At 64.1% G+C, this 11,873-nt stretch carries 14 protein-coding genes; 3 read left to right on the plus strand and 11 right to left on the minus strand.

Going from position 1 to position 11,873, the window contains the following annotated elements:
- Positions 1 to 86: 86 nt before the first annotated feature.
- The 8 genes from ACNJ7E_RS39705 to ACNJ7E_RS39740 all read right to left on the minus strand — a co-directional run bounded on the left by ACNJ7E_RS39705 (position 87) and on the right by ACNJ7E_RS39740 (position 6,155).
- Positions 87 to 659, minus strand: coding sequence for a 3'-5' exonuclease (locus tag ACNJ7E_RS39705; RefSeq protein WP_418342415.1), 573 nt, complete (start codon positions 657 to 659; stop codon positions 87 to 89).
- Between the two features lie 162 nt (positions 660 to 821).
- A complete protein-coding gene (locus ACNJ7E_RS39710; protein ID WP_418342416.1) occupies positions 822 to 1,238 on the minus strand; it encodes a hypothetical protein in 417 nt (138 codons plus the stop codon).
- A gap of 139 nt (positions 1,239 to 1,377) precedes the next feature.
- Entirely contained in the window at positions 1,378 to 1,524 is a 147-nt protein-coding gene (locus tag ACNJ7E_RS39715; protein WP_418342427.1) for an NlpC/P60 family protein, read from the minus strand.
- Position 1,525: 1 nt separating this feature from the next.
- The gene (locus ACNJ7E_RS39720; protein ID WP_418342417.1) at positions 1,526 to 2,326 is read right to left on the minus strand and encodes a peptidoglycan endopeptidase; all 801 of its coding nucleotides are present in this window, start codon (positions 2,324 to 2,326) and stop codon (positions 1,526 to 1,528) included.
- A gap of 275 nt (positions 2,327 to 2,601) precedes the next feature.
- Positions 2,602 to 2,796 (minus strand): hypothetical protein, encoded by a 195-nt coding sequence (locus ACNJ7E_RS39725; RefSeq protein WP_418342418.1) that lies wholly within the window; start codon positions 2,794 to 2,796, stop codon positions 2,602 to 2,604.
- A 56-nt stretch (positions 2,797 to 2,852) separates the two neighbouring features.
- On the minus strand, positions 2,853 to 3,740 hold the full coding sequence (locus ACNJ7E_RS39730) for a hypothetical protein (RefSeq protein ID WP_418342419.1): 888 nt from the start codon (positions 3,738 to 3,740) through the stop codon (positions 2,853 to 2,855).
- Positions 3,740 to 4,642: a hypothetical protein gene (locus ACNJ7E_RS39735; protein WP_418342420.1), complete on the minus strand. Its 903-nt coding sequence runs from the start codon at positions 4,640 to 4,642 to the stop codon at positions 3,740 to 3,742. The genes ACNJ7E_RS39730 and ACNJ7E_RS39735 overlap by 1 nt, the downstream gene beginning before the upstream one ends.
- 559 nt (positions 4,643 to 5,201) lie before the next feature.
- Entirely contained in the window at positions 5,202 to 6,155 is a 954-nt protein-coding gene (locus tag ACNJ7E_RS39740; RefSeq protein ID WP_418342421.1) for an alpha/beta fold hydrolase, read from the minus strand.
- A gap of 958 nt (positions 6,156 to 7,113) precedes the next feature.
- Here ACNJ7E_RS39740 and ACNJ7E_RS39745 point away from each other — a divergent pair.
- Positions 7,114 to 7,353 (plus strand): hypothetical protein, encoded by a 240-nt coding sequence (locus tag ACNJ7E_RS39745; RefSeq protein ID WP_418342422.1) that lies wholly within the window; start codon positions 7,114 to 7,116, stop codon positions 7,351 to 7,353.
- Between the two features lie 136 nt (positions 7,354 to 7,489).
- On the opposite strand, the gene ACNJ7E_RS39750 is transcribed toward ACNJ7E_RS39745, so the two are convergent.
- Positions 7,490 to 8,584 carry a hypothetical protein gene (locus ACNJ7E_RS39750; RefSeq protein ID WP_418342423.1) on the minus strand — a complete coding sequence of 365 codons (1,095 nt, stop codon included), beginning with the start codon at positions 8,582 to 8,584 and terminating at the stop codon, positions 7,490 to 7,492.
- A gap of 331 nt (positions 8,585 to 8,915) precedes the next feature.
- Between ACNJ7E_RS39750 and ACNJ7E_RS39755 the strand changes: the two genes are divergently transcribed.
- Together ACNJ7E_RS39755 and ACNJ7E_RS39760 are read left to right on the plus strand one after the other, a co-directional pair.
- Positions 8,916 to 9,731 (plus strand): hypothetical protein, encoded by an 816-nt coding sequence (locus tag ACNJ7E_RS39755; RefSeq protein WP_418342424.1) that lies wholly within the window; start codon positions 8,916 to 8,918, stop codon positions 9,729 to 9,731.
- A complete protein-coding gene (locus ACNJ7E_RS39760; RefSeq protein ID WP_418342425.1) occupies positions 9,728 to 10,384 on the plus strand; it encodes a hypothetical protein in 657 nt (218 codons plus the stop codon). The genes ACNJ7E_RS39755 and ACNJ7E_RS39760 overlap by 4 nt, the downstream gene beginning before the upstream one ends.
- A gap of 605 nt (positions 10,385 to 10,989) precedes the next feature.
- Here the strand turns inward: ACNJ7E_RS39760 and ACNJ7E_RS39765 are convergent.
- Together ACNJ7E_RS39765 and ACNJ7E_RS39770 are read right to left on the minus strand one after the other, a co-directional pair.
- Positions 10,990 to 11,490, minus strand: coding sequence for a hypothetical protein (locus ACNJ7E_RS39765; RefSeq protein WP_418342426.1), 501 nt, complete (start codon positions 11,488 to 11,490; stop codon positions 10,990 to 10,992).
- A 110-nt stretch (positions 11,491 to 11,600) separates the two neighbouring features.
- A partial coding sequence (locus ACNJ7E_RS39770; RefSeq protein ID WP_418341390.1) for an IS30 family transposase occupies positions 11,601 to 11,873 on the minus strand: 273 nt, incomplete at its 5' end.

Consider the following 11,873-nt stretch of genomic DNA (forward strand, 5'->3'; position numbering starts at 1 on the left):
CAGGATCCCAGCAAGGACACCAGCCGAGAGAGCAGACCCCCAAGGAGACTGCTACCGGACCCGCCTCGAACGTGCGGCACGGTGGACTACGCCGGCAAGTGGGAGGTAGTGGCGGGGTCCACAGTGGTGGATGGCGCCGAGGCGCCCTCCGCGATGCCGAGCAGGACGGTGCGGGCGGCCGCTGCGTCGCTGCGGGCTCGGTGTCCGCCATCGAGCCGAATGCTCTTCTCGGCGCCCTCGGCCTGCGATCGCATCCGCATGATGCATCCCCACATCTCGGGGTCGGCGAGGTGCGCGGGGTCGAGACCGTGTCGAGCACAGTCATGGAGAACGCGACCCTTGTCGAACTCACTGTGGTAGCTGAGCGTCACTCGCCCAGTGGTCACCGCAATCAGAGCCTGGTGGACCGTAGACCAGCCAGGTGCGCCAATCAGATCGGCCGGGGCAATTCCATGCACGGCATAAGCGTCCGGGTGGATCGGAACGTCGCCCGGATCGACCAGGGTATCGAGCAGTGGATCCCCGGTCGCGGCGTCCAAAACGCAGATATCGATGATGCTGCCGTCCAAATTGGTCGATTCAACGTCCAGAACCGCTGCCCGGCCGGGGACGAGCATGCCCCGTGCCCACTGCTGTGGAGACGTCTGTGTACTGGTCATGCCACCTCCTTCTCGTGATCATCGTGACGGCACCCTCTGACATGTGGCTCTGACTCCGGCCCCCATGCCGGCCCGGCGAAGTTCCTGGTAGCCCTCGGGCGCCGTCTCCCGACAAGGATCGGGGGAAGGCACCGAGAGGCTGGGGCCACACCACCGGGCTTCCTAGCTGTAGGAATGCTCAGGTTCGCGCTCGCGGGAGATCTGCCCGTCGGTGCTCGGCGGCTGATCGCCTTCCTGCGGTGCAGCAGCATCTGCGACGTCGGTCGTCTCAGTCGCGTCCTTGCTGGCGCCACCACGCGCAGGCTTACTGGAGGTGTTCTTCCGCTTCTTCGGGGCGGTGTATCCCATGGCTGCGAGCTCTTTGGCCGTCCATCCGCCTTCGATCGCGTTCTCGTGGGCCGTCCTGATTGCGTCTACAGCTGCCTCGCGTGCGGAATCGAGTGCGGCTAGCTCTTCCACTGCTTCACCGATGGCCCCGACAAGCGCGACTCGTGTTTCGATTGCCTTCTGTGCCAGTGCTTCCGCATTCTTTCGTGCGGTCTCGATTGCCTTCTTGTGGGCTGCTGGCGTAATGGTCATGTGGCACTGTCTCCTTCGTCTCTGCGGTCGTGCCGCACGTCGCGACACGACTTGTGACCGGTCTGGGTCTATAGTGGCGATCGTATTGTTCCGCTTCGGGATCAAGCACAGGGCACTGTCCCCGATGGCTCGGCTGGGGTCACAGGAAGCGGGCGGGCACCATGTCCGAGCGCACGGCGCTGATCTGGATGAGCTGGCCGGTCTGCGGTGCTTCGAGCATTTTTCCGCCGCCGAGGTAGATCGCGACGTGGTTGGCTCCGTCTGCCTGCCAGTTCCCGAACAGCAGGTCACCAGGCTGGGCCTTGGGACATGGTGATCTGCTGGCCTGCGCGGAACTGTTCCTGTGAGGTGCGGGGCAAGACCTTCGTTCCTCCGGTGCCGATGTAGTAGGCGAAGCGAGTGAGCCCGGAGCAGTCGTAGCCGGCGGTAGCTCCTCCGGTGCCGTCGCCCATAGACGGTCCGGTGAGAAGGCCGCCGCCCCATTGGTAGGGCAATCCGATCGCACGCATCGCCGCTTCGATGACCGCACGCGCGAACTCGAGGTTGCGGGGGAAGCGGGGATCGAAGGTCAGATCGCTGACTGCGGTCGGGGCGAGCATTCCCGTCAGGGAGGGGATGCCGGCCGCAGTGGTGGGTGCTCCGCTGACGACAGGAGGCAAAACTACCGGATCCGTCTCCTGCGGCGGATCCGATGACGGTGTCTGAGCTGCGGGTCCTGCCGGGTGGGTGACACCGCCGGCGGGCCCGGGCTCCGGACTGGGGGCGGGCAGGACCACCTCGGGAATCAGACCGTGCGCCTCGGGCGGGAGCTGTTCCCTGGCCCCTGCAGCGGCATCCTGGACTTCCGGTGGAATGGCGTTTTCGATCTCGGCTTGCCACTCGGCGGGCAACTGCTCCTGCGCCTGCTGTACTGCCCGGGCCGCGTCGTCGAGATAGGGCTGCGGGTCCGGAACATACTGGGCGAGAGCTGGTGCCTGTTCCTGTGCGACCGCCGTGACGCTGTCGGTGATCGCGGGGTCCACTCCGCCGCCCTGGGCAGCTGATGCGCCGGCCACTGCGACGCCGACGATGATCGATGCGAAATCCATGATGTCTCCTTTGCCGTTGGTGTGGCGGCCAAGGGCGGAAGTGCTGTCTCGATGACCGCGAAGGGTGTCGTGCGATCACCGACAGTAGAGAGGGACCTGTACAACTCGGCCGAACTCACAACCGGGGCAACCCCAGTCGGGCAACCACATCGGCCGATAGCGTGTAGAGAATTGGAACAGATGCGGAAGAGCACATAGGGTGGTGGGTACTGAGAATGCACCGGGTGAGTCGGAGGCACACCATCTTGTAGGTGGCCTCCGACTTTTCTTTCTGCTCACAGCCCCTTGCCTTTTCGCCGTCCGGTATGTACGTCGGCGCCGGAGCTGTGATTCCCTTGCGTTGTGTCCGGGGCCTGGTCCGCATCGTCGTGTGGCGCGGCTTTCATTACTCTGAATTGCGTGGGCGCAGCGAAGATATCGGGATGAAAGGTCAGGTCGGGGCGCCGGTGGCGCGGCTTGTCCGCAGTCATGACTGTGTGTTCCTTCCGGTGGGTTGAATCTGTCTCGAACGCCCCGCCTCGACTTGTCATGGCGTCTCGTGATCGACGAGTTGGACGATCAGGCGCTCCCCTGGTGGCTGTCCGGGTCGCTCGTACGGCACAAAATGAGCCCCCACCACCTGTAGCTGCATTCCTCGTGGCAGCAAGTGGTGTGAGTTGTCTACGCGGGAAGATTGCCCGTAGTACATGCCGCGGTCGGTCTGGATCTCGAAGACGACATCGGTGGGTTGGGCGGTCGAGTCCAGCTCGTGCAGCGAATGGGTTGCTGCAGTGAAGCGGTCGAAGAACAGGACCGTCCCCGGCGATAGCGTCGAGGGCAGATCTGACGGGTTCACGACCGCGTTGGGGATGCTCACCGCGGTGTACACGAGATGGCCTCGTCCGGATTCGCGTTCGTATCGTTGGATTGCCCTGTCCACTCGTTGGACCTGCTTGCGGCGAGCATCGTCGAGTTCGACAGCGTCGCCGGCCACTGCGGAGAGGGCGTTGTTCGTCTCCCTCCAGGTCTTCGGGTCCGACGTCAACGACGCCAGCGCCGTGTACTGGGCTTTCGGCATGGCATCGAGGACGCGGCGCTTCGCCGCGGATCGGGTGTTCCGTTGTCGTGCCGAGAGTGTGCGACGGAGTTCGATCGCCGGTGGCAGCTGGGGGCGTAGCCGAGAGTTTCCGATCGCCGCCGGCGTGGGCCGTGGATAGGCGCGGTTGAGGTCCCGCCCAGCCCGGGTCAATCCGGGTAGGTGCTCGGTGGCGGTGTCGAGTTCTCGTGCTCCGCTGCGGAGATCGGCGCGGGTGTCGTAGGCGTGCTGCGAGATCAGGGCGCCTTCCTTGCGGGTGGCGACGTCGCTGTCGCCCCGGTCGGGATCGAACACACCGTTGCCGCGGTCTGGACTGATCCGGTCATGGCTGCGGCCCATCAGCTGCACCGATCGAATCCGGTGACGTCGCCGCGCAGCTGGGCCAGCGCCTTTTCCCGCGCCTGATGTAGATCGGCCAAATCGGTGGCCAGGTCACCGATCGCCGACGCTGCGAGGTCATCATTCGCCGAGTTGACCGGCAGTTCTCCGAGCGCCGGTGCGTGAGCGTCGATGCGACCGAGAGCCGCCGTACCGTCGATGGAGTCCTGAAGCATCAGTAGATCTTGGTAATACGTCCACAACGCTACGACCCGCCCGATCAGTGATTCTTTGACCTGGTCGAACCACCGTCGCTGCTCGTGGTGGGCTGCCCGAGCCGCATCAGCCTCGGCACTGACTCCCCTCGTGGGTTCGCCGACGCTGAACCGGAAAGTTGCCAGCTCACCGCAGTGGCAGAGAATCACTCGGAGTTGGTCCTCGATATCGAGCCGGATGCGGTGGCTGTCAAGGTCCTCGTGACTCCATGCCGGCACTTCACGAATATCATCGACGATCGCGGACGCAGTCATGGCCAGACGAAGTTCGAAGAAGTCGCCGCTGGCCCAGACGTAGGCATCGAGCTTGGCAATGCTGCCGCGGATCATCTGCTTGTCCGCCGCGGTCAGCCTGAAGGGGTCGCGGCGGATCCACCACCACATCGCCAGGACCTCCACACCTGCAGCCGCGGAGATGAATACCGTCAGATCCGTGATCGGAGATTGAAACAGCGTATTCGTGTTGAGTAGGACAGAAATCATGCCGATCAGAACAGGTGCGATCACGACGAGAGGAATCTCGACAACGACACCGCCGTTCGTCCGCCCGAACGGGACCAGCGTGCGCCACATACTCCGTCGGGGATAGGTATTCACGTCGTGGGCGGTAAAACCCAGCTCCGCTCGCCTTGTGACGATCGTGGCCACCCTCGGCGAGAGGAGTTGTAAGCGGATACGGTCGAGCGCCGTCAGAAACTGGTCGCTCTCGGGGTCGATCAGGTCCAGAACAGCGCGGGCCGCGGGGTCACCCGCTTCTGCCGGGATCATCGGCGTAGCTCGCTTGGCCCGATGGGCCGCTGCTCGCTGACCTGCCGCGATTCGGTGTCATTCTTTCCGGGATAGGTCCGTGGATCGGGTCGGCCCGAGGGGTGATGAGGGAAACCCTCGAATGCTTCGACGGCGGTGTCGAACTGCGCATGCTCGCCGGCCCACCGGATGCGACCACAGCGGCAATAGGTGACGTCTTGCCATGGGTTGTAGGTCTTCGGTTCGTGATGCAGATCGATGCACCGGTGCCGCGCCCCGACCTGCACACCACACGCTGCCACCCGGTTCAGAACATGGCGTGTGTACGACCTCGCGCCGCGGTGAACGAGCTCGTCCGGCCGGTGGTGCGCCTGGCCCGGCGACAGGTCAACGTCCTGGTGAATTCTCAACACTTCTCCCATCAGTGGTTGTCTCGTCAGGTCTCAGGCACGCGCAGGTCTCACGCCCCGACGAGGTCGGATTTCGATCTGCGGGTGGTGTCCTGTTCGCGGCGCCCTACCGCGCGGCCGAGCAGTCGATCGAGACTCTCGCTCACCACGTCAGGGCGCTCGAGGCCGACCATGTGCCGAGCTCCGATCACCGGGATCAGTTCGGCGAGGGGAAGAGCCGCGACGAGTCGCTTTGAGTGCCCGATCGGGGTCACCCTGTCCCGGGTTCCACAGATGATCGACGCCGGCACCCGCGCGAGCACGTCGAGCGCCGGGGAAGCGTCGTAGATCCGCAGATCACGCAGGAAGGCGGCCACGGTGGCGATCGGCGTCGCGTGGACCATCCCGTAGGACGTGGCGGCGGCACGGACACTTGCAATCGGAGCAAGCGGGCAAGTTGCGCCGACCACCGGCGACAAGATGCGACGTGAGAGATTCCAGCTGCGCCCGACGAGCCCTGGGGCGTGAGCTGATGCCGTCCGCAGCAACGTCACCGCCGGCGTATTCAGAGCGCGCCCGATGCCGGCGCCGGCGACATTGTCGACGGCGGTCGAGATCAACCCGACTCCCACGACTTGCGCGGCCGCGGCCTCTTGGTGATGGGCGACGTAGGACATCACGGCCATCCCGCCCATCGAATGCCCGACGAGGACAATCGGACCCTTTGGCGCCACCGTGCGAATCACCACGTCCAGGTCCCGTCCAAGCTGGCTGATCGTGTAACTGTCGGTGTCCGCCGCGCCGGATCCGCCATGGCCGCGGTGATCGAAGAAGACCAACCGGGCGCGCGTGCGCCAGACCTCGGCCAGGTAGGCCCGTTGCGGTGCCCAGGCGTCCATGTGGAGACAGAATCCGTGCGCGAAGATCACCGTGACCGGTGCCGTCCGGGATCCGATCTCACGCACCGCAAGGGAAGTGCCGTCTGCCGTGAGGACGACGTGCATGCGATTGCTGGGGGCCCTCATCGCCGGTCCCCCTGATCTCGGACCAACCACCCGTATCCAGACTGATCTCCGCGGTGGCTACCCGTGCGGGGCTCGGGACGAGGTAACCACCAACGATGAGGGTGGTGGATCTTTTTCGTGTCCGTCGGATGGGTGCGGCGAACCTCAACATTCATCGGTACCACTCCTTCGTCCCTGCGACAGCAATTGCGAGGACCATAGGTCCGGACCTTGACTGCCCCACCTGGGCCGCGAGCGATCGGCCACTCCGCCACAACAAGCACACCTCCGCCCAGGAAGTGCCTCCACTCCCCTCTCATCTGGAGGAAGATGTCCCCCACCGGAGTTGTGTGACATTTCTTTGGACAGAACCGCTCGGTCACACCATCGACAGCGTCACCTTGTCAGACAGCGGAGTGTCCCGTTCGTCGCCCCGATTCGGTGATTCTTCACCGGACGGGGCTACCGGGAACGGCGCAGCTCAGCGCGTTCCGGCCACGGGGCGGCTTCGGGACGTGCCCGGTCGTCCTTCGGCTTTCGGGTTCCGCTCTCTAGCGATCAGCGGTCCTGGCCATACTGAACGTATGACGAGCCGAGGAGTGGTCCGCAGTTGGGACGTGCGGGGTATGGAGGGCGTGATCGACTCCGCAGACACTCCGGGCGGTAGCTGGACTCCGTGCATAGCGGTAGCGGTTCCCGGGTTCCCCGGATTGGTTGAAGGTCAGGAAGTCGAGTTCGAGTGGTATCAACTCGATGAGCCGGCAGACGGTTACGACTTTCACACGGTGCGGGCGTGGCCAGTCGGCAGTGAGCCCTACACGCCGCCGGGGGCGTTCAGCTCCAGGGCTTGGGACATCGATCCCGACGGGACCGTTCACGAGATGACCTCGACGATACGGCCCCGGCTAGGACCGGCACCCTCGCGAGCGGTGTCGTCACTACGTGGAATGATGACGAAGGCTGGGGAGTCATCGACTCTATGGACACACCCGGCGGTTGTTGGACCTATTACAGCGCCCTACACCCTGATGAAGTCATCAATGCGCAGCCGGGTGACAGTGTCAGCATCGGCGGAGGAATCCGTGGTCTCGACGTCGGCGAGCAGGTCGACTTCGAATGGGAGTCGGTCATCGACCAGGACGGATACAACTTCCGCGCGATCAAGGTCCGCCCGCGACGGGAGATCCCGCCGTGGCACGTCCGACGAGTCAACATGTAGCGCTCGGAGTCACAAAGGCTCCGTGTCTGGTGAGCGATTCGCCTACAGAAACGACGAGGGCCGACTGCCGACGGCCCGCGCTCGAACACCACTTCGTGCCGGTGAGGTTCGCCAACCCGGCGGCGTAGAAAACAGGTCACGGACCCGCCGTCTCGCCCCGCAGCCGCGGACGCGGCATCGGCACCGAGATTCTCGCCATGATGTCCGCGTTTGCTGGATCGACATACGGATCCGGCTGAATCCAGTGCACCGTGCCACGAGTACGCACAGCGAGATCGACTCGCCGGTGCGTGCCGTCCGGAGACTGCGCGGTGAGTTCGCCGACCGCGACCCATTCGGTGCCGTCGGCGCCGCGCGCCTTGTCGGCACGTCGCGTCTGAGCCGTCACCCGGGCAGCGGTTGCCGGATCATCGACCGCGATGAACTGCCGCTCGTCATCGAGCATCCGCACCGGGTGAGCATCGGGATCGACGCGCACCACACCGTATCGGCGGTCACGGCGCAGCGTCGGATACGTGGAGCCGACCAGGAACAGTCGCCCGTCGACGACGACGCTGCTCCCGCCTTCTACACAGACGCGTTCAACGGTCAACGTCCCGTCCCCGGCACGGTCACACCGGAACACCTCGTGTCGGGAGGTGATCCAGCACCCGTCGCGGTCGGCGTGGACCTTGCGAGTCCACCGGTCCTTCGGTGGCTCGATCGTCAGCGGCAACAGATACTCGACGATTCGTGGTGGTGTCGACCCCGTATCCACGTGCAACAGGACAGGATTCGACCGATCCATCACCCACACGTCGGGTCCGTCGACGGAGACCGCGCCGGCGACGAACTCCACCCTGGGGGCCGGTACGTCGTCGAGGTCCAGGTCCAATAGCACTCCAGTCCCCTGGAAGTGGTCCTCAGTCGAGGGCGTCTCCCAGTTCGACCAGAAGCGGTGCGGGGTGGACTCGAGGTCGGTCAGTGTCTCGGTGCCGTCCACGGCACGCAATCCACTACCGGTGTGTTCGATGAGCTGTTCGACGAGCTGGACCCGTCGAACCCTGCCGCGAACCAGTACAGGATTGTCAGACCCCGTCCAGAAGATATCGACGACGAGTCTTCCGGTGAGTTCGACTCGTCCCGTCACGGGACGATCGGACAACCACTCTGCGGACCATCCGTCACCGATGGCCTCGAGCGGCCACCGCAGTCCACCCTCCGGGTCGCTGTAGGGGGTGTGCCCGAACACCGGCCGGACGGTTGCTCGCACGGTTTGCCCACACGGCGAGGGTGTGTGGCCGGTGGGGTGGAAGGTCAGTACGACTTCGACGACGTCACCGCGAGCGGGTGGTGCGAGCGAGCGGTCATCGAGAACCCATCCAGGGACGAACACAGCAAGAGTGCGATTAACCGTTTCGGCGATCATCGTCACACCCCACGCACTCGACGAAACCGATGGACGACGCCATCGGGCGCGGGGCCACCTTGCGCTGAAGAATACCGCGACAGTCAGAGCGAAACCACGCAGCGCGGGTCCCAGTCCCACCGCAGTGGCACACAGCAGCTTGTCGGCCACGGGCATGACGACCGCCACCGCGACAACCCGGACCACGGCGATCGGGCCGAATCGGTCAACGAGAGTCACCGCCAGACCGCAACCCGCGGCCCCAGCAGAGCTCGGCATTCCGATTGCTGACAACGCTGAATCGACAGTGCTGTGGGTGGCATCATCACGTGATGAGGAGAATCCGGAGCGCGTGGTCGAGGAAGCCTTCGATATGACCAACCCAGGTGACGCCGAAGTTGTGTTCAATCCCGACGAGCCGCGACGAATCCGCCCGCATATCCCTTTTCCGCCGAACATACAGGCGGATCCAGGAGTGGAACTACCGTTCACCGCCACACTTCTCGACAGTCCCGGGCTGGAGGTGTCGGTGGCCTCACCTCTAGTGATCTACCCGTCCGGGCTGTACATCACGATCAGCTGGATGCTGCATCGTGTCGACGACGGTTTCATGTCAGCCCGCACCGTACTGCACAACTTGTCAGCGCCGCTCCGTATCGAAACCCCGACCGACCGACTTCCGACGGTCGAGATCGACTGCGGCAATGAGCACGTGTTGACCACCCAGAAAGAACGGCCCGACTTCGAGGACGCAGAACCTACGCTCGACTCGGCACTGATGTTCCAAGGGATGTGGTGGTCACTGACCGACGAGGGCGACTACCACTACAAGTCGCCCCTGTGGGTGTGGCCACTGCCGCCGGCGAACACGATGACATTGACCGTCGCCTGGCCGGCCCTCGACATGCAGGGCCAACCGGTCCGCCTCGATGGTGCCAGCATCGTCTCCGCTGCTACCGAGTACTCCGGTCAAGGCCCCGACGAGAGGTGACAAAACAGGCAGGTCGATCTCGCACGCCGGTCCGCCTGATCGGAGCGCGTGGCTGGACTCTCGTCGCGGCCCTAACGACGGTCGGCGCGCTACTCGGGGCACTGGGGGCGTTGGCCTGGCGTTTCATGACCCCGTTCGGTCCGCCGGTCAATGTGGGCATTCAACCATCACCGCCGCCCCCTGCCACCGATGGCGACGACGAGTACTACTTCGACGTGATCACCGGATTCCTGTACAACGACCCGCCACAGCGGTTCCCGGCAACCGCGTGGTTTCTCACTCTCGGGGTCGTTGTCGCACTGATCTACTCGATTGTTCTGGCTAGCGCCGGGTGGGGATTGGAACGCCGGGCCGCCGGAAAGAAGTCCCCAATCGCGACTGTGTTCTCCGTGCTCGGAGCCGCGTTTGGCCTCGTAGTTGCGCTGATCGGCAGCCTTGTGCCACCGCGATTCCGGTCGGTTGTCCAAGAGGAGCCGCGCGATCCGACCAATCCGGACCCGAATCCGGTGCGTATGGCCGATCATTTTCATCTCGAGTTCGGTCCCACGTGGATCACCTCTACCGTGGTGGGATTGGCGGTCGGCCTCACGTTCGCGGCCCTGCTACTTGTGGCCGGATTTCGAACGCGCAGGGACCGGAACGCTTCCGGGTAGGCCGGTCGAGCGCCAACCAGGGAACCCACACCGGGACGAAGCGGCGTCCCAGCGCATGCCGACGGCAGTCGGTCCCATTCCGCAAGCGGATCGCTGTTCGGTTCTCTCAACTGCTGCCAGGGGGTTCTGGGCGGAAGTACTCCTCAGGCGAAACCCCCGGTGGAATCCGGTGAGCCTTGTGGTCAGGATCGTCGTCGAAGGTAATCGTCAGTGACGTGCTGAACGCGCCGGTGCTAGGCGTCTTAGGTCGGCGATACGGTTCGTCGCCGACGTACCATGCGTCGCTAGCGACGAAGTCGTAGCCGTCCTGAACTCCCTCCCCAGATAAGCGTTCCCACTCGAAGAACACTCGCCGACCAGGATCCAAGCCCATGCGAGTCTTCGTAGAGGGCGTCGTCGCGTGTATCCAGCAACCACCGGGCACCTCGGGTGAGTCGATGACGCCCCAGCCCTCGTCGAGGTTCCAGCTACGAACGGTTCCGATCGTCGGAGACATAAGTCGATACTGCATCATCACCACGAACGTTCACTCGCCATTTTTTACTCGGCCGGCCGGTGACGGAGTAATCCCGGTGATGGATCCGCCAACGGGTCGTCAGATTCCACTAAGGCAGAGGGATGATCGCAGCGGCAAGCTCTGACGGGTCCGGAAGCACCAGGTGCGTGGTCACAGGTTCGAGTCCGACCTCGGGCCATTCAGCGATAAGCGGCAGGTTCCGGGTTTGCGGTAACCCGGTCACTTCGTACAGGTACTCGCGCTGGTAGAGGTCCTGGCTGTCGTACCAACCGCGACTGTCACTACGAGGCACTGGCTGGAGAATCGAATCTTCGAGTGCACGAAGTCGCATCGGACGACCATGCACCTGGCCGTGACTGCGCTTACCCGTCTCAGGGTCGATTACAGCTAGCGCCGTGTATTGGCGTCTCATCGCTTCGGCGTGGATGCCGCTGCCGACGACGGTCACCGCGACCTCGAGGCCGGCCGAGTAAGCCATGATCGAGCGCAATCCGACCGTGACACCCTCGACCCGGGCGAGCAGTACTGGACCATGCGCGATCGCACCGATCTCTTTTTCATTCGACGGGTCGATCATGAACCAGGCCATGTCCGGATCCTGACACACCTCATTGCGTGGCGACCGAAAGTCCGCACATGTCAACGAAGCAGACGGGGAACGCCTGTCGGCACCGGATAAGGATCGGCGGATTCTGGCGGTCATCGCAACAGCAGTCGTTCCATCTCTTCGATGGGTGTGCGAAATTCTAGCCGTTTCCGGGGGCGCTCATTGAGTTGCCGTGAGACCCACTCCAGGTCTGCTTTCGAGTGCACACTCAGGTCCGAACCTTTGGGGAAGTACTGACGGAGAATGCCGTTCGTATTCTCGTTGGTCCCGCGCTGCCAGGGTGCGTGTGGATCACAGAAGTAGATGTCGATCCCGGTGGCCGCGCTGACGCTCTTCCAGTCCCGCATCTCCGAACCCTGGTCCCA

The organism is Rhodococcus mengyinensis (assembly GCF_048381435.1).
In the GTDB taxonomy this organism is placed as follows: domain Bacteria; phylum Actinomycetota; class Actinomycetes; order Mycobacteriales; family Mycobacteriaceae; genus Rhodococcus_F; species Rhodococcus_F opacus_D.